19 protein-coding genes, 1 pseudogene and 1 other annotated feature are annotated in these 20,538 nt (G+C 42.2%); of the genes and pseudogenes, 3 read left to right on the top strand and 17 right to left on the bottom strand.

Features of this window, described 5'->3' with window-relative positions; translation table 11 throughout:
• Window positions 1-2: 2 nt before the first annotated feature.
• On the bottom strand, window positions 3-3,500 hold the full coding sequence (locus AAC978_RS07660) for a DNA-directed RNA polymerase subunit alpha C-terminal domain-containing protein (RefSeq protein WP_341547453.1): 3,498 nt from the start codon (window positions 3,498-3,500) through the stop codon (window positions 3-5).
• A gap of 150 nt (window positions 3,501-3,650) precedes the next feature.
• On the opposite strand from AAC978_RS07660, the gene AAC978_RS07655 reads away from it, so the two are divergent.
• A complete protein-coding gene (locus AAC978_RS07655; protein ID WP_341547452.1) occupies window positions 3,651-3,893 on the top strand; it encodes a hypothetical protein in 243 nt (80 codons plus the stop codon).
• A 194-nt stretch (window positions 3,894-4,087) separates the two neighbouring features.
• On the opposite strand, the gene AAC978_RS07650 is transcribed toward AAC978_RS07655, so the two are convergent.
• The 5 genes from AAC978_RS07650 to AAC978_RS07630 form a co-directional block, all read right to left on the bottom strand.
• A complete protein-coding gene (locus AAC978_RS07650) occupies window positions 4,088-4,468 on the bottom strand; it encodes a hypothetical protein (RefSeq protein ID WP_341547451.1) in 381 nt (126 codons plus the stop codon).
• A gap of 83 nt (window positions 4,469-4,551) precedes the next feature.
• Window positions 4,552-5,676, bottom strand: a complete 1,125-nt coding sequence (locus tag AAC978_RS07645) for a gamma-glutamylcyclotransferase (RefSeq protein ID WP_341547450.1) — start codon at window positions 5,674-5,676, stop codon at window positions 4,552-4,554.
• A gap of 180 nt (window positions 5,677-5,856) precedes the next feature.
• Window positions 5,857-6,774, bottom strand: a complete 918-nt coding sequence (locus tag AAC978_RS07640) for a PGN_0703 family putative restriction endonuclease (RefSeq protein ID WP_341547449.1) — start codon at window positions 6,772-6,774, stop codon at window positions 5,857-5,859.
• 338 nt (window positions 6,775-7,112) lie between these two features.
• Complete coding sequence (locus AAC978_RS07635) at window positions 7,113-7,691, bottom strand: hypothetical protein (RefSeq protein WP_341547448.1); 579 nt, start codon at window positions 7,689-7,691, stop codon at window positions 7,113-7,115.
• Between the two features lie 30 nt (window positions 7,692-7,721).
• On the bottom strand, window positions 7,722-8,384 hold the full coding sequence (locus AAC978_RS07630) for a metallophosphoesterase family protein (RefSeq protein ID WP_341547447.1): 663 nt from the start codon (window positions 8,382-8,384) through the stop codon (window positions 7,722-7,724).
• 113 nt (window positions 8,385-8,497) lie between these two features.
• Here AAC978_RS07630 and AAC978_RS07625 point away from each other — a divergent pair, with 113 nt between their 5' ends.
• Window positions 8,498-9,514: a hypothetical protein gene (locus AAC978_RS07625; RefSeq protein WP_341547446.1), complete on the top strand. Its 1,017-nt coding sequence runs from the start codon at window positions 8,498-8,500 to the stop codon at window positions 9,512-9,514.
• 270 nt (window positions 9,515-9,784) lie between these two features.
• On the opposite strand, the gene AAC978_RS07620 is transcribed toward AAC978_RS07625, so the two are convergent.
• The 5 genes and pseudogenes from AAC978_RS07620 to AAC978_RS16180 form a co-directional block, all read right to left on the bottom strand.
• Window positions 9,785-10,051, bottom strand: a complete 267-nt coding sequence (locus AAC978_RS07620; RefSeq protein ID WP_341547445.1) for a hypothetical protein — start codon at window positions 10,049-10,051, stop codon at window positions 9,785-9,787.
• A 252-nt stretch (window positions 10,052-10,303) separates the two neighbouring features.
• Entirely contained in the window at window positions 10,304-11,158 is an 855-nt protein-coding gene (locus AAC978_RS07615) for a DUF3658 domain-containing protein (RefSeq protein ID WP_341547444.1), read from the bottom strand.
• 19 nt (window positions 11,159-11,177) lie between these two features.
• Window positions 11,178-11,429: a hypothetical protein gene (locus tag AAC978_RS07610; RefSeq protein WP_341547443.1), complete on the bottom strand. Its 252-nt coding sequence runs from the start codon at window positions 11,427-11,429 to the stop codon at window positions 11,178-11,180.
• A 34-nt stretch (window positions 11,430-11,463) separates the two neighbouring features.
• Complete coding sequence (locus AAC978_RS07605; RefSeq protein WP_341547442.1) at window positions 11,464-11,856, bottom strand: hypothetical protein; 393 nt, start codon at window positions 11,854-11,856, stop codon at window positions 11,464-11,466.
• A 15-nt stretch (window positions 11,857-11,871) separates the two neighbouring features.
• A pseudogene (locus AAC978_RS16180) lies at window positions 11,872-12,039 on the bottom strand (TetR/AcrR family transcriptional regulator); the annotation flags it as partial.
• A 340-nt stretch (window positions 12,040-12,379) separates the two neighbouring features.
• Between AAC978_RS16180 and AAC978_RS07600 the strand changes: the two are divergent.
• The gene (locus AAC978_RS07600) at window positions 12,380-14,410 is read left to right on the top strand and encodes an MFS transporter (protein WP_341547441.1); all 2,031 of its coding nucleotides are present in this window, start codon (window positions 12,380-12,382) and stop codon (window positions 14,408-14,410) included.
• Between the two features lie 15 nt (window positions 14,411-14,425).
• Here the strand turns inward: AAC978_RS07600 and AAC978_RS07595 are convergent, their stop codons facing one another.
• The 6 genes from AAC978_RS07595 to AAC978_RS07575 all read right to left on the bottom strand — a co-directional run bounded on the left by AAC978_RS07595 (window position 14,426) and on the right by AAC978_RS07575 (window position 20,531).
• Window positions 14,426-15,304, bottom strand: coding sequence for a patatin-like phospholipase family protein (locus AAC978_RS07595; RefSeq protein WP_341547440.1), 879 nt, complete (start codon window positions 15,302-15,304; stop codon window positions 14,426-14,428).
• Window positions 15,305-15,317: 13 nt separating this feature from the next.
• Window positions 15,318-15,431 (bottom strand): Fic family protein, encoded by a 114-nt coding sequence (locus AAC978_RS16175; RefSeq protein ID WP_445900290.1) that lies wholly within the window; start codon window positions 15,429-15,431, stop codon window positions 15,318-15,320.
• Window positions 15,432-15,572: 141 nt separating this feature from the next.
• Window positions 15,573-16,754, bottom strand: a complete 1,182-nt coding sequence (trpB, locus tag AAC978_RS07590; RefSeq protein WP_341547439.1) for a tryptophan synthase subunit beta — start codon at window positions 16,752-16,754, stop codon at window positions 15,573-15,575.
• A gap of 64 nt (window positions 16,755-16,818) precedes the next feature.
• Window positions 16,819-17,138: a binding site (T-box leader), on the bottom strand.
• Window positions 17,139-17,195: 57 nt separating this feature from the next.
• Window positions 17,196-17,615, bottom strand: coding sequence for a hypothetical protein (locus AAC978_RS07585; RefSeq protein WP_341547438.1), 420 nt, complete (start codon window positions 17,613-17,615; stop codon window positions 17,196-17,198).
• Window positions 17,612-18,175, bottom strand: coding sequence for a hypothetical protein (locus AAC978_RS07580; RefSeq protein WP_341547437.1), 564 nt, complete (start codon window positions 18,173-18,175; stop codon window positions 17,612-17,614). Before AAC978_RS07580 ends, AAC978_RS07585 begins: the two co-directional genes overlap by 4 nt.
• Before the next feature lie 31 nt (window positions 18,176-18,206).
• The gene (locus tag AAC978_RS07575) at window positions 18,207-20,531 is read right to left on the bottom strand and encodes a hypothetical protein (protein WP_341547436.1); all 2,325 of its coding nucleotides are present in this window, start codon (window positions 20,529-20,531) and stop codon (window positions 18,207-18,209) included.
• Between the last annotated feature and the right edge of the window lie 7 nt (window positions 20,532-20,538).

Below are 20,538 nucleotides of genomic sequence, written 5' to 3'. Positions count from 1 at the left end.
CCTCAATTCCATCTCCCCCAATTAATCGTTATGCCAAATTTATATAATTTCTCATCAAGTTCACTGCGCATATTCTTATTGAAACCTTGGATACGACCTAATCCTTTATCTCCTATGTCAAGTACATCCCGGATTAAAACTACATTTGCTTTCTTAAGGCAATTGACAGTGAGCATAGGAAGACCAATCTCGGATAATCGCCTATCGAAGATCTCATCCTTCTCATTAGGTTGATAAGTCGATTCAACTTCAGTTTGAGGTGTTGACGCTACTTCAGCATGGGAAATCGACGCAACTTCAGCTTGAGATGTCATAGTAACTTCAGCTTGTGATGTTGTTGCTACTTCGACTTGAGATGGCTCACTTAAGCTTAAACCTAGTGCCTCCATCTTTTGTATTATCTCCTCCATATTCCTCCTGCCCAAATTCCTGACCCTACGCAGAGACTCAGGACTATGTTTTTGGATATCTCCTGCCGTATGGATACGCGCTCGATTCAGTACATTGTATGTCCTTGCTGTAAATGACATTTCTTCAATAGCTACGGAGTTTGATTGCTCTTTGGAAGCTCGTGCAGGAGGATTAATCACCTTCTGCTCTGTTGCCTGAATCTTGGGTTGTAGCGGGATCTCAGGAACATCATTCGTAAAATCGATGACATAAACATATTCCTCAGGATACAAGCATTCGTATCTTCTATAGCGCACCGCGCGTCGAAGTCCCTTTTCCTCAACTTTACAGATGATCTTTCTGTCACGATCATAGAGAAACTCGACATCATCATAGCCATCGAAATAAGTTAATTCGATAAAATGAAGGCGATCTAAATTGATAATTTTTACATTAACCGTATAGGCAATAGCACTTCTTCCAAAGCGATTTATCAGAAGGGTGCCTTGATAAGCGTGTAAGTCATTATTATTTATTCTTTTAAGATTGGCAATGACATACGTACAACTTAAATTCATCTGAAAGATACTATCAAGACCCTTTTTGAGATGTTTTATCTCAAGATGCTTTCCTTCCAAGTTATATGGGTTTATGATATTGTGCTTAAATTCCCCAATTAGGTAATATTCACTTATCCCAAAGCCTGTGTCATCTGGTTCATCTTCATAGATTGCAAGTTTATAAAGGCCGCTGTTCAAGTCGCTTTTAATTCTCACTTTTCCATTTTGGATTGGGAGTTTTTCCGCAATGATCTTGTGAGGGTGATCTAAAGAAATATCGACATAATATTGCCCATGGCCCACAATATCAAATTCTCCAATTAACTCGCCGTTTTTATAGTCTCCCTTAATCAGCTGTGAAAGAACAACGCTTCTTGTGATAACTCTCATAACCTCTATACGGGTGTGATGAGTCTCAAGGAATACCGTTCGCATAATCTTGTCTCGACCCAGCCAGGATTTGAACCGAGTGGTGTCGCATTCGTAGATTCCTTTTGCTTTAGATTTTTGGTAAGAGACAGCCTGCTCAATTGCATTGGTCTGATCCTCAAGTAATTCATCCATACTTAATTTAATTCTATCTTCTGGATACTTAAGATAGATGACTTGAGGGAAATCACTATGCCAAAGATCTGAGGGCATTTCAATATTCCAACTTCCATCATCAAACTTCCATTTTAGCACTGGAATCTCGAAATGCAGATAGATGTTAGGGATATCTGAGGGTTGGAATCGAACCTCATCATGATCGGAGGTGATCTCAAAGTTATAAGAGTTCTCGTCAGGATTCTTTTCCATACCATGGTCCAATGCATTGATCTTTAAGTTCTCGTTAAAGAGTATGGTCGCTTTTGATTTGAAAATGTAAGGTGCCTCTTCAAATTCATACCCTATCCCGTTAATCAGAACATACTTCCAAACTCGGTGGGTATTGTCATTCGGGACATCCACGACAATTGTGTAAATCCCGTTCCCTTCGCATCCATAATCAGCTAGTCTTAAAATATACCCCGTTTCTCCGCTTCTATCTTCCAAATTAATAACGGTCGTCTCCCGATCAAATAAGCGATACCGATTACCATTTATTTCGATTACTGTGCCATTTACCCGTTTTTCATTTATTTTTAGTAATAGCGTAGGGGGTGATGAAAAAACAGGTAGTTTTTCTTCTTCGTATGAAGCATAAGCTTTTGTCAAGCTTTTTCTCTGTAATAATCCTTCTTCAAGCTTCTTCCCGATCGAGATTGCCTTGCCGTCCGGCAATCTAAGGACATCACCATATTGAAACTCAAAACAGGAGCGTATCATGTCGCCTATTCTTTCCATTTCTATCAAGGCATCCGATCGTGGAATCTCATCAATTGTGGTAAAGGAGTATACCTCTCCTTTGGAAAGATGATTGATGGAATTGATGTGATTACCTTCTCTGTCAAAGAAGCGAATACCGTCTTTCCTTAGTTTGAATAACCTAATACGCCCATTTCTTGACATAAGTTCAAATGAAAACTCGTTGAAAATATCTTCATTATCAATAAACAATTCCGACTCTTCCGTCTTCAACCCAGTGACCCCTTGAGACAGTAAGACTTTTCGTGTTCTAATTTGGTCACGCCACTTAATCTTCCACTCGACATCCTCGTCATACTCATATTTGATGAGCTGCGATGGTAAGATTAGCTTGAAGCGCGTCCTACGAAAATCACACTTCAAATAAGGGGTTGAAAAGCTCCTTTTGCCGCCATTCACTTGATTGTTGTTATATCTGTCCATTTGTAGCTTGAATTCAGGAGAATTCTCCTGCCACTCGTTGAAAAGGATAGATATGCGATTAACTGGGTTAACAGGCATAATTTGCTCCCAAAAGCACCGATCGATTAACCTTAAGTAGCGCCTGATACGTATTTTGCCACCACGAACATTTGTACTAATGGCATTAGCCGTTTGTTTAACAAGAAGATAGGTTCTCCCTGTGTTATCATTCCTCTGAATGATTTCCACTAGATTGTTCATCATCTCAGTGGTATTCCGAGATAGATCCCTCTCCAAATCAATGTTGTAATACTTAAAGAAAAAGTCAAACATCTCATTGGCATAGTAATCAGACACAAATCCATGCATTAAGATATTGTTGACTCTTTCTGATCGATTTTCGAGTAAGAGCTTATTATGTTTTTTAAGTGTATAAATAAACACTTCGCCGATTAGACCTTGAAGATTGGCATTTATCCTCTCTTTCCCTAGTACTGTAGCGATATGGCCCCAAAACCTCCCGTCATAATACTTTATGCCAATCTGAACTAAGGCCGATGCAAATATGGGATCATTCAGAGAACTCATATTATTTTCGGCAATGAAACGACATCTTTTCTTGAAGTAATCTATGAGGAGACTATATTCCGAATCATTGATAATGATATCTCCAATAAACTTTTTCTTAGGGAATTCTCGGAGAATCCTTTTTCTAAGCTTATCTAATGGAGTAATCGTCTTTTTAGATGTAATATTCTTACGCTTTTTCTTAGTTCCTGGTGATACTACTTCCATTCTCATGACTTCACTCCTTATGTGAGTTACATGAAGCATCATAATCTTACAACACAAAATATACTTTCTTTATTTCTCCAGCACTTTTCCTAAACCCTTCCATTTCGTCAAAATTCTATAAAAATTAGGAACATATTTCTTTGATTCTCACGGTCAATGAAAATTTCAATCCCTTTTTTAGGTTTTGATGCTCCTACCATTGATCAAAAAAGCATGCAAAAATCGGCCGTAATAATCCCTGTTCCTGTAGAGCGGCAAGAAATTCAAACAATGCAGCAAAAAATAGAAGCCTGTCCCATAATTGATGGATTGTGGGACAGGCCATGTAAATCAGATTGTTCATCAACATATGAAATCACTATCAAAACAACGAATTCTGCTCTACACCGTAAGTTCTAAACACTGCCTTTTCCAACTTTTATCTCTTGTAAGGCCTCTGAATCACTGACCACTTTCTCGACCTGCAGATATTTCTATTTGCCGATAGCTGTGGAGCTTATTTGAGCATATGGATAAGGTTAAGTCGAATTCTGTTTTAGTCGGATACGCAAGTGAGTTGTGTGTGGTAGGTTCAGCAATTTTCCATGTTACAGTTATCTAATAGGTAATTCATTAGCCCAAGACCTCAATTTTTCTAAACTCCTCAGCCAGTAGGTCACATATTCTGTTTCACTGACTGTCTGCTCCATTTTCTTCTTCGTGATACCTTTGGCCTTATGATAAGAAATCATCTCTAGAGAGTTATGCCGATCCAAGAAAAAACTTTCTGGCACATCTACTTCCTGCATATCAACCTTAAACTTTATATAGGAAACACTTTCTTTGCTGTGTCCTGCACAACAATTACTGGTTAGATATCCCTTAACATTAAGTTCAAAAATGACATCTGCTATTTTTAAATCGAGATCAACAGTGCTATGTAAGCATTCCCGGCAAAATGCTGTCCCTTCTTTATAATAGGTTAAACAACTCACGCATGCTAAGACCTTCTCGTCCTTCCCTGCATCGGCAAAGACCTTGCCGCCTAGAGAAAGTTTCTTATCTTCTGCATCTGTCTTTAATATCCTGTCGATCTCCTGGCGTTTTGCCGGTACTGTGTAGTAAGTTGCTGAGGTTCATATTCTCCAGAAGTATCCCTGCTATCTTGCTTAATATACCCTTTCTCCACTAAGGGCTCGATTATTCTTTTGGCTTTTTCCAGTTTATATCTAACCATATTCATTATTTCAAACACGCTACAACGCCGAGGACTCTTTCTTATAAAATGAAGCGCCTGTAACATCTTTTCCCCACAATATAGGCCATTTTCAACTAAGTACTTCTCTATCTCCCATTCAGAATTTTCAGGATATGTTTCATGTAGACCTTTCCTTATTATCTCAATATAATTTTGTGAAGGGTCATTTTTAGTGACTATTTTTGAATTGGTAAAGGTTTCAATCGGAATACCGTCTGCCTCGCCAAGATCGATAACTAGATCGTACCAAGCGCCTTCTTGCTCTTGAACCTCCGCAAATTGTTCTGCTGTAATCAAGAACATCCTGCCCCATGTATCAGAATGCTCATTGGGGGTGGGATTCAAGAAAGCCACCCCTCCACCTTCCCATGTGACGGATCGGTTGCCAAAGTATAATTCATGATTTATCATACAGGGTCTGTCCTCTAAAGGAGCACTTTTATCGGAACACCCTCTATATTCCACACCATTAAACCGGCAAACCCCGCCTTGGATATAGTGCATAAAACGTTCTTCGAGTAGATTCGAACCGTAGCTTGCATACCAAATATAACGTTTGTTAACAGGAAGTTTAATCGTTTTATTTGCCCCAGGCCAAGGTTGAACACCATAATCTAACTTTGGCATTCCTTTAACTTCCTGATTCCAGACATAGATCCAGGCTTGCAGAAGTTTCCCTTCTACTAGTACATCCACAGGCTTTCTAAGATACAGGCTTCCTTCTCCTTCGAGAGAGTCAAGCCGACGTAAAGTATCTTGATCCACTTGATAGACCTCACCTTTAACTTTTTCCCCATTTTCAGGTACGATCCCAGGAAAGGAACTAACTGCATACATAGCAAAACCTGTAATCTCACCACAACCAATAAACTCAGATTGAGAAAGATAATTTTTGTGATTTCTCTGTCCTCTCATCAACGTACCATATACAAACACATTCAACATTATAAAACTCCCATCCCTTGCGGAATATCCCGAAGTACATTATTTGAACATTTATAAACGCCGCCGTTATTATTTCTTCAAAACCACTTAAATTGCACTTACTGCAAGCCTAGGAATTTGCTTTAAAGCGCCTTTCATGATAACACCACCGACGCCTAATATCTACGCATCATCTTTTCATTACCAGTACCGTTGTTGGATATATTGAAATAATGGAGTGCTTGCATTCTGTTTGCTCCACAGCTGTTTGGGACTGATAATCTTGTACTTGTCGGGTATGGTTAGGCATTGCCTCCAAGTTTCCTCCATGCCTTTGCCGCTATAGGGATAAGTTTTATTAAGTAACTGTGTGTTATGATCTGGGATGACATGAAGGTGAAGATAGTCGTCCGCTTCCAAGCCTTTTACCTGGTTAATTATTATTTGTTCCGCCCATAAGGTTTGTCTCATGAGCTGATAGAACGGCTCATACCAACAGCACGATTGTGTCTTATTGTTAAGGTACTGGCTGCGGTTAATAAGTTGATCGTACCTTGATTTTCGCTTTTTTCCCTTATCTTCCAAAGATTTGTCCTCGTTGCCATATGCTTCAACATACTTCCATTCAATTGGTATCAAGAATCGTTTTCCATTCTTATGTAGGGCATAGATCAAGGCGTCCACAGAGGTACAGTTACTTCCACGAGTGTTAGTTCCTTCATTTAAATAATTTGTTACTCCGCCGACTGCCTCAAATTGAATATATCCCGGCATGTTTTCTGCTATAGGGAAAACATCAATAAAGTCATCTGTTATGCTCTTTAGAAGGTTTAGAACAGCTACCTTATCTTGACGAATTGGAAACAAATGATTAAGACAGGCAATTTGAGACGAAAGAACATGACCTGTTGGGCTTTTGCCTCCCCACCACACAATATTATTTTGCTTAAAGTAATCAAGGACATCATCCCTTACGTCAGGGTAAAGATTATTTTTGCCGTCTTTTAAAACAAAAGGACGTGGTATTCTCCTAAACTTACCATGTCCGGCGTTATCGCCGAAGAATCCTCCTTGGATAAGTTTTTCTCCCCGTTTTTTTTGTTCATTTTTATATAGCATTAGTTATCCTCCTGCTAATAGTTTATTTGTATAATTCGATTGTTTGCTATATTTTACCTCTTTCATCTTATTAATTATCTGAATTTTCCTTCTAATTTACTTAATTAAGCGTAACATAAGCTTCAGACAAATAATTGAACTGCATAAAATATATAAAGTATCCTGCTCTCAAAATCTTTTTAGAAAGCAGGACCTAAAAACCTTAGTATTATATTTTATATCTCTAACATGCTCCCATCCCAAATCATGCAGAACATAGTTCACAGACAGAGCAGTCCAGATCTTCACTAATTTCCGAATTCGGAAAGCGGGGCTTAACCCGCTAACCAACTAGGGTGTTATATGTTTCTAAAACTCTTCCATATTATCCGATCTTTTTCCACATTCATAATTTTCGACAATGTCTCTTTCTCAGTTTCCACATCGGAGGTCGTGAAATTAAACTTGTAGATAGGTAAGCCCAATTTCTCAGACCATCTTTCAAGTGCTTCCTCCAATGTATTTTCTGAGTAGTGTACCTTTTCAACTACTTCAAGTTCATCTTCGTTCATCAATTCGAACTTAAGGCCAAAGTCGCGAACCTGTGTTAGCGTTATTTCGCCAGTTTTAGGGTCGTGGTATTTCACAATCATGTAGATGGGGGTATCAGAATACTCGAGGATCTCTCCTTGCCTAGTATACAGAACAAATTTCGCATTTCCATTTTCTCTTCCAAGGTCTTGGGCATAGAATTTTCGGATGCCCTCTATGCAATACTCAAAGCTCTTTGCGAAAACTTGGAATTGGGACTTTTTATCTTCAATGACACACCAACTGCCAAAAACCGCCTTTTCGCATTCAATATCCCCTGCAACCGTTTTTATGAAGAAATATTCCCCCTGGACTTGGTGAGTAGATTTCCCTGATTCCTTAGTCATAAGAATTTCCTCCTTATTTCTTAATTCAACTTAGCTCGCTATTTTCTTTTCCACCTGATAAACTCGAGCAATTTTTCCGTTACAGATTTGAGCCGCACTAAGATATCCGCCGAAAACGCAACCGGTATCGAGTGCATAATTGTTAAATATTTCCGCAGGTTGATCTGTTTTATTGATATAATAAGTAGGAGTATGACCGAAGATTACGGTTTTGTCTGTCGTATTGGGATATTCGTAAAACTCATCTCGGAGCCAGAGCATATCTTCACTGCTTTGGTTGGACAAGCTTACCCCCTGCCTAATCCCTCCATGAACATAGATGAATTTCTCATCCTCCACATATAAAGGCATGCTTGTAAAAAACTCCAGATAGTCACCTAAGTAATCGCCGTGCCTAGCAAAACTTTTGATAGTTTCTTTTCCTCCGTTATAGAGGAAACTTTTTCCTTTGCATAGAATATAGTCGATGGCCATCTGTTCATGATTCCCGCGAAGGGGCACGACATGATCCCTTCCAAACATCTCCAGCAAGCTGATGATTTCCTTGACCACCTCCCAGGATTGCGTGCCCCTGTCGATGTAGTCACCCAAAAGAATCAATCGTTCCGTTGTGAGATCTGGTTTGATTCGCCCGAGCAATCGCTTAAATTCGTGATAACAACCGTGGATATCACCGATAACATAAGCATTCATTTCTTCACTCTCCTTTTATATAGTGTGTTGCTCATGTCCTTATCTTAGAATTATTGGAGAAGTTTTTTAATGAAGCCCAGCTTCATATTTACATAAACGAGAGGAGATGAATAATGATGAGTGATCTCAAGGCAGAGCCCACCCTGAGAGAATTGATCCACGAAGCTGTTTGCCAAGGTTCCAGCAAAACCAAATTTGGACGAACACCACAGCAACGTGAGGATGTAGCAAAAAATCTGCACAGTTGGTTTGAAAAATACTACGGAGGAACCACGAACGCTAGCGAACTTAAGCGACTAGGGATTCTTGATATACCGCTGTCAATGATTAAGAAATTCCCAGACAACTTCGTTGAAAATATCGAAAATGGTATCCGCTCCCATCCAGGAGACAAAGCCAAGCAGGCATCAAAGCTTGGACTCCTGATTGGAACCCTCAATCGAACGCATCACTTACATTTAGACGACTCGTTTGTCCATAAATTTGAACCGCAAGATCGAAGCCTACGCCTTCTGGAAATTCTTAAATACCTCCACTCCGGCAGTAAAACAAGAGAAAATATTGCTCAGCACTTTGAAATCAGTACACGCCACCTGGATAACGACTTGAAAATGCTTCAAGATGGCTTCGAATTTATGGGAACGGAAATGAAAATTGGCCCGCTGAAACGCAAGGCCAATACTTATGAATCACCGGTTCACCCCATTTTTCTGGCTCTGAATTCTGCAGAGATTTATGCCTTAACCGTAGGCTTAAAATTACTATCAGAAAACACCGTATTTCAGCAGACCTTGGGCCGTGTAGCCGATCATGTCTATATGCAGTTGTCCGATTTTGCCCGAGAACTTGTTGACAACCAGCCAGAGGCAGAAGAACTTGATTTTCAAATAAGCAAAAGGCAGTTTCTTTCTTCCCTGCAAATGATCGGTGATTACGATCGACCCTTTTGCCAATATATTAAGTCTCAACAGATTTGTAATGTTAGATACCTTTTAAAGGGTGAGCAAAAGGATATTGAGGGAACCATCCATCTTCCCCCTGAAGGAAAGGATCGATTTAAAAGTATCTATGTTAAGGGTATTGAAGAATCTGCCATAATTCCTATTGACGATATCGTGGGTATTTATTAGGACTCCATCCCCCTCAGCAAATCATCTAAGCTTTCTTCTACCTCCTGGTCTTCTGCAGGATAAATAAACTCGTCCACTTTTAGATCCACATACTTTAATGCAGTCTCCAAACTCTTCTTTCCAATTCAAGATAAAGAAAATCCGGCTTCGCCAGGCTCTTAATGCATACATCCTTAGCGAAGTCGTAGGTTGCCCTTATGCACCTACAAACTTATACTTTCTGATTAGCTAAAGAAAACTTGGCTGGCGCCAAGTCCTTAGAGGCGGTTTTTATGAAGGAGCATGCCCAATCAAACGAGGGCTTGCTTCTCGCTGTCCGCGCTTCTTATAGTCCTTTTTGATTTCATCATTCCAGCCTTCTGGCATTGCAGAGCATTCGCGGAATGTAGCAACTGCGATTTGCGCTTCGATTTTCTCTGCCGAATACTCGCGGCTGGAGTTTCTTTCGCCGTCGGTGATGATGACAAACATCACTTTTTCTGCACGGTAGTCATCGGCGGTATACTTTTGAGCATTGCCAATTTTGTGGATTGTCATTCCTATATCGTCCAGGAGTGCTGTCGATCCACCAACCTGATACTCTTTCTCAGTAATCGAGCTGACTGCCTTGATGTCAATGCGGTCATGGAGCAGTTAATAATTATTATCAAACAGCACAGTCGTGATGTGGCACTAACCTTCATACACCTCTGAAACGAGTCTATCAATTTCAATTTACACGTTGTAAATTTCAACTTTGTTATTTAATAAAAAGAGGCTATGTTCAATAAATAAACATAGCCTCAGTTTTTACGTTGTAATTTCACTATTCCGTTTTACAACCCCTGAGTAAGGATGATCGCCTGTTGCCGCTGAAACCTCAAGCAATTCTCCTGATTGTATCATGGCCTGAACTCTCAAGAACAGCCAGCGGTCGCCGACACCAGATATTTGGCCCATTGTTTTACCAATCAGCTGTGCAACCTTGAATTCTCCATCTGGCATATTAGCTCGCAGTAAAAAATCATAAAAATTTTCTGGAACGCCAATGAGATTTCCGTTGATTATGGCACGCAGTGGAGCATTTTCACGTGCTAAGTCGTTCCAGGTATTCGCATAGATTTTACGTTGCAATACACTTACTGGCTCCTCATATTTGGTGAAAGCACCTAAGGATTCTGGGTTGACTTCCCCGGTACTCCGATAACTGATAATACAGTTATCCTTCATGATTTGCTCAGGAACACACACAACCGAAAGAGGTGTCTGGGCATCTAACATTAGGTGGCACACAAAATACAAGCTGCACACTTCCACAGGATTACTGGGGCAGATCCACATTCGTATATGTTCTAATGTTGATCTCGCCTCCTGAATCCGCGTCAAGGCATGTTGACTGGTTTTCCATATTTCATCAGATACCCCTGGAAAATCTGCGAACAGACCATCAAGTGTCTTTTTGCGCGCATTCATGCCGGTATCCATATCTGAAATATCACCAATATCCAATGCAAGTGTCAGTGCCTCAACATCCTTTGAACTGCCTTCCATAGTCAAACCAGACCAGATGCGAGGTTTCTCAGCATCGAGCTGTTGTCCCTGTTTCATGGATTTCGCCAATTTTAGTGCGCCTGCAGGACTTTCGCCAAAGGCAAGCTCAAGCATGTAAATGCCCCCTTCGATCTCAAGCTTCAGTCTCTGCAATCAATTCAATGTTATGCTCTTTGCCCTGTTCTTCCTGTAATTTCTTTTTCTTGCTAAGTTTCATTCTTGTGACATTGAATCCTACGACTACTACGATTAATAGAATACGATAAATTGGTTTTACTGGCATAAAAAAAGCCACCAAGAGAATCCCGATTCCAATGAGAGAGTGGGTTAACCAATTACGCCAGTCCTTTAGATATAAGATGATTCCTTTCAATGCTTTTCCCAAATTATTATCCTCCTTCAATTACTAGAAAGTTCTACTATTCAAGTATTGCTTTTAAAACTTTATCGAAGCTTTTATACTCATAATTATTCTTAAATTGAGCGATCATAACAAGATTCATAACAATTAAATGGGCTATTTCATTTACGTCTAAATCCAATTCATTTAGGCGCTGAATTAGTGTCGGTTCCTTCGAAAGCATTTCTTCGACTTTACAAATCAATCTGGTTATAAAATTCTTCTCTTCTTGACGGTTCTGCTGAATGCTCTTGGATATTCCATGCTCATTAAAATCCAACCAAACAAGCTGGAATGTGCTAACAAAAGAGTTGAGCTCCTCAGACATTCTTTGCAGCTTCGCAAATAAGTCTTTTTCCTCTCGATCGATTGTTTCTAATCCATCATAGTACTTTTCCCAGTATTCCATCATGAGGTATAGGAGCAATTCCTCTTTAGTAGAAAAGTAATTATATATTGTACCTACGGATACCCCACTTGCTTTCGCAATTTTTCGGATGCTAAAATCTTTATACCCTTCGTTGTATAAGATATCTCGGGCCTGATTTAGTATTAGTACCTTTGGATCTTTAATAATCTTTGGGATCAGGATCACCTCTCTTTATGAACACTGTTCATTATACTAAATTTATTTCTATATTCCAACCTTATTGAAATCTTTTATCCTGTTTTTTCGCAAGAAGAATGAACTGCCATGAATTACAAAGTAATTCAAAATGTTCTAGGGGTAAGATGAATAATGATATAACCCTCCCACCCTCCCCATTGCCTTTTATGTAAGCCAAAGTAAAGCAAAAGAGGCGTGTGAAAATTGTGATTTCACACGCCCCTTTTGCATTTCTAATCCGAAGAAGAAGACCATCATCTTAACGACTAAAGCAGTTGTAAAATGGGAAAAGTAGGCCTATTACTCAAAAATAGTTTGAGGTTGATTTATGCAGAATAAGAACACGAAATATTACGTGCTCATCATGATGGTCTACTTATTAGGTATATTCATGGGCGCTTTAGATACGGGGATCGTCACTCCGGCTCGTACAGTCATCCAAAAAGATCTTATGGTGGATGACACTGTGGGGATCTGGATGATTACCATGTATACCCTGGCTTACTCGGCAAGCATCCCCATAGCAGGCAAACTAGCCGATATGTACGGACGGAAGTATGTTTACCTGACCTGTATCTTTTTATTTGGTGTGGGTTCTCTCTTTTGTGGGCTTTCCCAACAGTTTCATAGTTTTCCGATGCTCATCGTCAGTCGAGCCATACAGGCCTTAGGGGGCGGCGGTATCGTTCCTATTGCTACCGCTGAATTTGGCACGACCGTGCCAGTGGAAAAACGCGGCATGGCTTTGGGGCTTGTCGGTGCAGTGTTTGGTATCGCGAATTTATTCGGCGCCACTGCCGGTAGTGCCATTTTAGGACTGTTTGGCAATACGCAGTGGCAGTATATTTTCTATATCAATATTCCCATCACCCTGTTCATTTTAATTGTGGGCTCAATCTATTTGCCCAATACAAAATTAACACGAGTTAAGAAAATCGATTTTCTGGGAATTTCTCTTTTGACCATCATGATTCTCTCACTGCTCTACGGTTTAAAAAATCTGGACTTCTTCGATCTGGTAGCATCCGTCCAAGAGGTTTCAGTCTATCCATTTTTATTGATCGTTATCGTGTCTTTGCCGCTGTTTATTTGGATTGAGAAACGAGCAGAGGATCCGGTGCTCAACTTAAGCTACTTTAAAAACAAAAATATCCTCATAACACTCCTCTTAGCCTTTATCACGGGTGTTATTCTGATCGCTACAATTTTCATCCCCCAATTCTCCGAGAACGCGCTAAAGATGACTTCGGGATCGGGTGGGTACTTTGTCTTTGTCCTGGCTTTGTTCTCTGGAGTCGGGGCTCCCCTGTCAGGAAAATTAATCGATAAGTATGGGGTTAAACCCGTATTAGGGATTGGGTTTCTGGCGACAATCATTGGTGGCTTATATATAGTATTTATAACCACCCTCTACCCCACACTGCTGAATGTTTTGATGAGTCTAATCCTTTTGGGTTTTGGGATGGGCTTTACGATTGGGACGCCACTTAATTATATGATGCTGGATAACACACCCAAAGAAGAGTCCAACTCAGCTTTGGCTACCCTATCCTTAATCCGGTCCATTGGGACAGCCATTGCCCCAGCGATTATGGTGGGTTTTATCGCCCATGCCGGAGCCTCTGTTCAGACGAATATCAACCAACTCTTACCTAAGGAGGTATCGATTCCCCCTCTCCCCCACGCTGAGGAATTAACCACTGAATTCAACCGTTTAAAAGCCAATCCCAATACGAAGGAGCAATTTGCAAACGTTAATATCCCCGATCTCACAGCGTTCCAAAAGATAAAACTTGATATGAATTCCAATCAAGCCACCGATATCCCCGACGATCTGGTCCTTCTCCTGAGAAATTCGGACGTCACCACCATCGTTGATAATACCAAAACCTTTGCCGATTATATGTTCACTAAGTTCACCCCCAAGACCATCACGGAGATTAATCAAGGTCTGGATCGTGGAATCAGCGGTTTGGTCAGTGCCCTTCAAGCATTAGACAAAAATATAACCCAGTTGGAAGGCGCCACTGCTGGTGTATCTCCAGGTGTTGCCCCAAATCCAAGGGCCCCCGTGGTCGAGACTCTAAAAGCTGCCAAGCAAAGTCTCCAAGCAACCCTTGATAAAATGGAAACCTTAAAGGCCGCTATACCCCCTAGTTTCGATACGGCAAACAAAACCTATAAAGCTGAGATAGAGAATTTAAGAGCACCCATCGAAAAAGAGTTTCAGGACACGCTTAATCAAGGCTTCAAAGGTGTCTATGTCACCCTGACGGTTTCAACAGGTATAGCGTTGCTGCTCCTCCTTTTGTATCGAGAAAATCGGTTGAAAAACCAGCCAAAAGCAAAGGTGCATTAATACGTCGAGGTCACCTCATAACAAAAACTCTTTCCATTTTGATACATCTCTTTGGCCCTGCTCGTACCCCAAGCGATAACTTTCAGACAGCTTGCTAAAATTGATCTCGCGGTTCGATACCGGCATCTCCTCAGGATAGACAAGAAAGGCTTTACCTTCTCTTTCTAACTGCTCTAATTCCTCAAGGGTTTGATTGTAGATGATATGACGCTTAAGCATAGCTTCAACGACATTGGGGTACCTGCGGTAATAAGCCTTAATAAAGCCTTTAAATTGAGCAGGGCTTTTCCTGTAGCCTTTTTTACGCGTAAGGACAACAAAGAACTTCTTCAGCCCATCCTTCTTGGCGATATCGAGAGCAATTCCACCACCCAGGCCGCCGTCTACATAATAATGTCCGTCATAATAGGTTGGGGGCATGAAGATCGGCATAGAGGACGAGGAACGGACAATTTTCACCAAGTCTTTAACATCGTGAATATCCTCTTTTGTATAATATTTTAATTCACCGCGGTCCCTTTCAAAGACTCCAATACGCAATTGAGCCGGATTTCCCATAAATGCAGAAAAATCTAAGGGTAGAAGAGCCTCGGAGTAGTGAGTCTCTTCATAGATGTACTGTGATCGGAAAAATCCCTCCCCTTGAAAAAAGGACCTCCATCCCCCAAACTTGGGGTCCAAAACTATATCCACAAAAGAACGCTTTGCCCGCTCGGTATCTCTCGACAAGTAATTTACACAGTGGCTGGAGCCTGCAGAAATCCCCGCCACATAATCAAAGAATAATTCGCTTTCGATTAGCGTATTAAGAAAACCCGCTGTATAGCTAGCCCTCATACCACCGCCTTCAAAAATTAGGGCTGTGTCTTTTATATTATTTGTAATTTCCGTCATCTTGTTCACACCTTTATCTTTGTTGAAACGCCTTACCGCTGTCAGTCAGCCGATACTTTTGCATCTTGCTGTTGGGCTTATCCGGCATAGTCATTTCTATAAAGCCTTCTGCCAGAAGCGGCTCGATGTGGCGTGCCTTTCACTAATACTATCTATTATTACTACTTCGACATAATTTGATAAGTACCCTTTTCTAGCCAAAAGAAGGCCATCATAAGCAAGCTTTAATTTAGCTTTCTATGATGGCCTTATCAAGGGGGTGTTTCTTTTATCTACGAGTCATATCAAAGATTTGCTGAACATCCTTGTCTCCACGCCCTGATACATTGATAATCAAAATCTTTTCGGGACTCAGGGTTGGGGCGATTTTAGCTGCATAAGCAACAGCATGGGCGCTTTCTAAAGCCGGAATAATTCCTTCTGTTCGAGAAAGAAGATAAAAGGCGTCCAAGGCCTCTTGGTCGGTAACAGAAACATACTCCCCTCGCCCCGAATCTTTGAGGTAGCTATGCTCAGGGCCAACACCGGCATAATCTAATCCCGCGGAGATGGAATGAGTGGGCAGGGGGTTCCCTATTTCATCTTGCATCATATAGCAACGAAAACCGTGAATTACCCCAGGTTTACCTGCAGCAAGGGGGGCAGCATGTTTACCTGTTTCCAAGCCTAAACCTGCAGGCTCTACTCCGATGAGATGAACTGTGGAATCCCCCATAAAATTCGCGAAAGCACCAATGGCGTTGCTCCCGCCGCCAACACAGGCGAGTACCGCATCGGGGAGACGGCCTTCTGCTTCTAAAATCTGCTCTCGGGCTTCTTTACTGATAATGGATTGAAAATGCTTGACAATGGTGGGGTAAGGATGTGGACCCACTGCAGACCCCAGAAGATAAAAGGTATTTTCATAGTTTTGGGCTAAATCTCCCAGCGCTTCGTCAATGGCCTCTTTCATGCTTCCTTCACCATGGTTCACGGCGACAACCTTGGCACCGAGAATCTCCATACGAAAAACATTAAGCGCTTGCCGACGGGTATCATGCTCACCCATATAAATAACACAATCAAGCCCGAATAAAGCACAGGCTGTAGCTGTTGCTACTCCGTGCTGTCCAGCACCTGTTTCAGCAATAATCCGTGTTTTGCCCATGGATTTGGCAATTAAGGCCTGCCCAATAGCATTGTTGATTTTGTGAGCACCGGTATGATTGAGCTCTTCACGTTTAAGATAGATTTTTGCTCCACCTAGTTTACTCGTAAGTTTTTCGGCAAAATAAAGCGGATTAGGGCGGCCAACATATTGGCGCAGGTAGTAGTCTATTTCCTGGTTGAATTTAGGATCATTTTTACACGTTTCGAAGGCCTCTTCGATTTGATCCATAACCTCTTGTAATTCCGGGGGAACATAACTCCCGCCATAGTCTCCGAAATATCCCTTTTTTGAGTTTTCCATAGAAATCCCTCCATTTTCTTATTTAAATAACAAAAAAACTTCTGTCCTTGCAAGCGCTTAGCTTGCAAAGGACAGAAGTTTGCTTCCGTGGTGCCACCTTTTTTATATTGAATCTATGCCCCAAAAGGCAATAGCATCAATATCTCATTAACCAGATACGGAGTAAGTTCGTTCCCTTTCAGCGCATTCATGATGTGCTCAATAAACGACTTCTCGATATCCTGTTTCTGTAACGGGAAACCCCCGGCATCACCTACTAACTAATCGTGTTCAGATTGCAACTCGAAGAGCCATTCATCCTAAAGACTCTGTATCAGGCTCCCACCCATCCCGACTCGCTAAACCAGTTCATAAAGGATTACTATTTCTTCTCATCGTTTGTATCAGTATTTAACAAATATTGTATAATATTGGTTTTGAGAAGTCAAGGGTAGAAGGGCATCATTCCCTTTGGTTTTTTCGGACCATTAAAAACACCACAACTCCTCCAGTTAAGATCAGAGCAAACGGGCCAGCTCCTAGTCCCGTATCCTTATCCAGAGCATTTATATAGGGAAAACCGGGGAAATACCGTATCTGTACAGTTGATGTGCCATCAGCTTTTATAAAAACTGCATCACCGATCTTCTTTGTAAATCCGTTGATTTTTCTTCCGTCAGGCAAGGTAAAGGTATAGCTGATATTGTAAGTATAGCGTCCTGGCTTGACGTCTGTCCGCTCGCCGCCCTCGCGCCGAATATCCGTGACGACGGCAGTGGTCTGTTCACCGGAGATGCCCAGCGCAAGGCTCCCACTCCCCCAAAGAATAAAGGCTACTCCAAGCAACGAGAGGACTATCTGCGAAAAAAGACCTTTTTTCATTCGACCTCCACCTCATTATGTTGCTGTGTTTTCCAGAGTACAAACTGCTCAACCTGCAGATAATTATCCCGTGTGCAAAATAGCGCGATTTGCTCCATCCTCCCGCTCCAGAGAATAATGATCTGGCGACGTGGATCACGTTTTACTTTGGAGATACGCTGCCATTGCAGAAAGACCTCCTGCCTTGACTCAGCCAGCATGCCAGCTCCAGCCACGCTAGGTTTTCCAGAAAGCAGGCCCAGCATAACAGTCAAAGTATTAATTGTTCGGTTTATCCTATGTTGTTTGGGCTGAGTGCGGCACAGCACGCCCTTCTCATCAAGTACGAATTCTACTTGGTATTGGCCTCGGTATACAAGTAAAACGAAAATCCAGCTTAAAAACAGCAATGCTCCAACCAAGCCAAGAGCATATATTGTATCGTTGCTTTTTCCGGAGGTCAGTCCGATGAACAAAGCGATAAGACCAAAGGGGATTCCGACGGCAAAACCTAATTGCTTTACTATGACGCCAGTTTTGAAGATCGACACACTGCTTTGCCAGCTTATGCTCTGCTGCATAGCGAAATCCCCCCTAGCCTTCCTTGCTTCATTACTGCATTTTCCATTCATAAATGTAGCCTGTGCCAATATGACCGCTTGGTCCACTAGTCCATAGCTCAATCCTATCTCCCTCAGAGCCGCCGTTTGGTGCTTTTGCGGTGATTGTATCGCTGACAGAAAGGACATTCTTATTGCTGTATTTAAGGGAGCAATAGATTTCAAAGAAGCTCTTTCCATTCTTGTTGACAAATCGCGTATTGTCCAGATCGGCCCGACAGCTTCCGTTTCCATCAAAATAGGAGACGTTCTGCTGCGTAAAAGCGAGGTTAAAGCTTAGCGTTATCTTTTCGCCACCTTGTATCACTGTAGGCGGAACTGAGAAATCGAGCTTCATAGCATAGCCTTCTCCGCTTATCTGGTCAGGATCAGGATAGGTATCCGTCTCACCGATGTATTTTGATGAGAAAGTGTAGCTGCCCGGAGAGGCGGTTGCGCCGACTTGATATATACCACCCTTGTTCATGTTTTCGGTATTCGCTTTGTCATCTTGGTTTATGGTTTGCACCAGTACCCAGGCAAATTTCTTGGCTGTTGGCTGCGGTAGTGGCGTCGTTGCCGTTTCTACCGGCGGTGCCTTAGGCGGCTCGGGCTTTTCCTCGTCGGGGCTGCTGAGCTCAACTACGGTGGTGGGGTAGGCAGCCATAAAGGGGAGGGTCATATCCGGCGCGGCTGACTGAGATGATCCCGCTTCATACAGCTTCAGCTCCCTTGGCGCTCCCGCCATGAGAAATCCCAACACTGTAAAAGTGATCTTACCTCTACCCTCTGAATCGAGGGTGACACTCCAGCTATCGGCATCTGTCACAGTATCAGGTACATCTATATAGACCACAGAGCCCGCCAGGCCGGAAGTCGGCTTATCGCCGGATACGGTGGTATCGATCAATTCAACGGTACAGGTTTTATTTAGCTCTTTTTTGATGGCGTTCAGTTCTTTAAGCAAAGCTCGCTCAGCCGACATAGCCTCTTTTTCAGCAATCAGCTTAAAGGCATCCTGGATGACCGTACGAAATAACTCATCACGATATCGGTTGGAGATGTCCTGCTTCATGGTCTCATTGAGTCCACCGCCACCGGTAAACCCATGCTTTTGAGCCTCTTCCTGATAAGCGGCAACCTCTAGTTCATCCTGCCAGAACTGATCGGCGTACCGCTGTACCAGCCCTTCAACCCGCAGTCGATATTTCTCTGGTGTGGTAGCGCCCTCTTTAGCGCTGATAAAAAGTGCCGCCCATGCTCTAGCATCTCTCTTGGCACTAGGGGATTCATAATAGAGGGAATAGGCCTTTTCATAGATATCCTGCCTGCCCGTCCAAGCAGTCTCCGCAAACTCATTCAGGGATAACTCGATGACTAGGGTTCCTAGGGAGGCAAGGCTGTACAACCTCGCACCCAATTTTCCCGCCGTATACCCGATTCCGGTTTTTAACGCATTGGCATAGCAAGGAAATATCGCTTTTTGATCTCCGTTATAAACGTTGTACATCCCATAGGAGACTTGAGCAATAGAACATAGCAGACCTAGATCACCCAGACGTTCATTGATGTCGCCCAAAAGGGATGAAGACCCTGCTCCTCCTGAGCCCAGAGCACCGGTAATATGTCCAGCCGTCTCCAGACCCGCCCCACTGATCGCCAGCGACAAATCTAGAACCGATAGCCCCGCCTCTACCGCACTGCTGTCGGGATTCCCTCCGTTTTGAACACTATTGGTAATCACGGCATCGGCATTTAACCCCTTCATTTTACTTTTCGCAAAAGCCGGGATTGCATAGGCAGCGTAAGCCTTCCGCGTGTTCTCATTGTTCACCTCAAAACATCCATAGATGGAAAGATGGTCAGTATATATGGTCACCGTCTTGGTCTGCTCGTCGATGGAAAAAGGTACCGGCTCCCACTGATCCGTATCTTCATTGAAATAGGCGGCACAAACGCTCCCTTCAGGGCTTTGGCCTGCTAGCATGCTTTCATCATAGGGCAGGGTCAATCTCATCACGGAAAGCAGCTCCTCATCGGTAGAGATCTCAAAGGAATACGCTTTCATTTCCACGCCCTCCAAAGGAGAAGGGTTTTCCACCGGGACTATTTCACATTGGGCATCCTGAGCCAGGGGGAACTCTCCCATATCTAGGGCCAGTGTATCCGAACCGACACGCGTATTTTCCTTAGTCAGCATGTTTGTTAACTCACCGGGTTTCTGCTCAGTAAGCTCGTTTGTTGGTTTTGATGGTTTTGAACATCCCGTCAACGGTGAGAATATCAATCCTACGATCAGCAACCCACTTAGCCATCTTTTTATTCTTGTTTGTTCCAATACTTCT

The organism is Desulfitobacterium sp. THU1 (genome assembly GCF_038181555.1).
Classification (GTDB): domain Bacteria; phylum Bacillota; class Desulfitobacteriia; order Desulfitobacteriales; family Desulfitobacteriaceae; genus Desulfitobacterium.
Note: the sequence above shows the minus strand (reverse complement) of the source record. Positions and strands in the feature narration are given on the sequence as shown.

Coding starts and splice junctions, on each gene's coding strand:
- AAC978_RS07620 (WP_341547445.1), bottom strand. CDS start 10,051: ATGACAATCCACAAAATTGGCAATGCTCAAAAGTATACCGCCGATGAC.
- AAC978_RS07655 (WP_341547452.1), top strand. CDS start 3,651: ATGAAAATTTCAATCCCTTTTTTAGGTTTTGATGCTCCTACCATTGAT.
- AAC978_RS07645 (WP_341547450.1), bottom strand. CDS start 5,676: ATGTTGAATGTGTTTGTATATGGTACGTTGATGAGAGGACAGAGAAAT.
- trpB (WP_341547439.1), bottom strand. CDS start 16,754: ATGGAAAACTCAAAAAAGGGATATTTCGGAGACTATGGCGGGAGTTAT.
- AAC978_RS07615 (WP_341547444.1), bottom strand. CDS start 11,158: ATGCTTGAGCTTGCCTTTGGCGAAAGTCCTGCAGGCGCACTAAAATTG.
- AAC978_RS07595 (WP_341547440.1), bottom strand. CDS start 15,304: ATGACGGAAATTACAAATAATATAAAAGACACAGCCCTAATTTTTGAA.
- AAC978_RS07580 (WP_341547437.1), bottom strand. CDS start 18,175: ATGCAGCAGAGCATAAGCTGGCAAAGCAGTGTGTCGATCTTCAAAACT.
- AAC978_RS07630 (WP_341547447.1), bottom strand. CDS start 8,384: ATGAATGCTTATGTTATCGGTGATATCCACGGTTGTTATCACGAATTT.
- AAC978_RS07600 (WP_341547441.1), top strand. CDS start 12,380: ATGCAGAATAAGAACACGAAATATTACGTGCTCATCATGATGGTCTAC.
- AAC978_RS07625 (WP_341547446.1), top strand. CDS start 8,498: ATGATGAGTGATCTCAAGGCAGAGCCCACCCTGAGAGAATTGATCCAC.
- AAC978_RS07660 (WP_341547453.1), bottom strand. CDS start 3,500: ATGAGAATGGAAGTAGTATCACCAGGAACTAAGAAAAAGCGTAAGAAT.
- AAC978_RS07605 (WP_341547442.1), bottom strand. CDS start 11,856: ATGATGGAATACTGGGAAAAGTACTATGATGGATTAGAAACAATCGAT.
- AAC978_RS07635 (WP_341547448.1), bottom strand. CDS start 7,691: ATGACTAAGGAATCAGGGAAATCTACTCACCAAGTCCAGGGGGAATAT.
- AAC978_RS07640 (WP_341547449.1), bottom strand. CDS start 6,774: ATGCTATATAAAAATGAACAAAAAAAACGGGGAGAAAAACTTATCCAA.
- AAC978_RS07585 (WP_341547438.1), bottom strand. CDS start 17,615: ATGAAAAAAGGTCTTTTTTCGCAGATAGTCCTCTCGTTGCTTGGAGTA.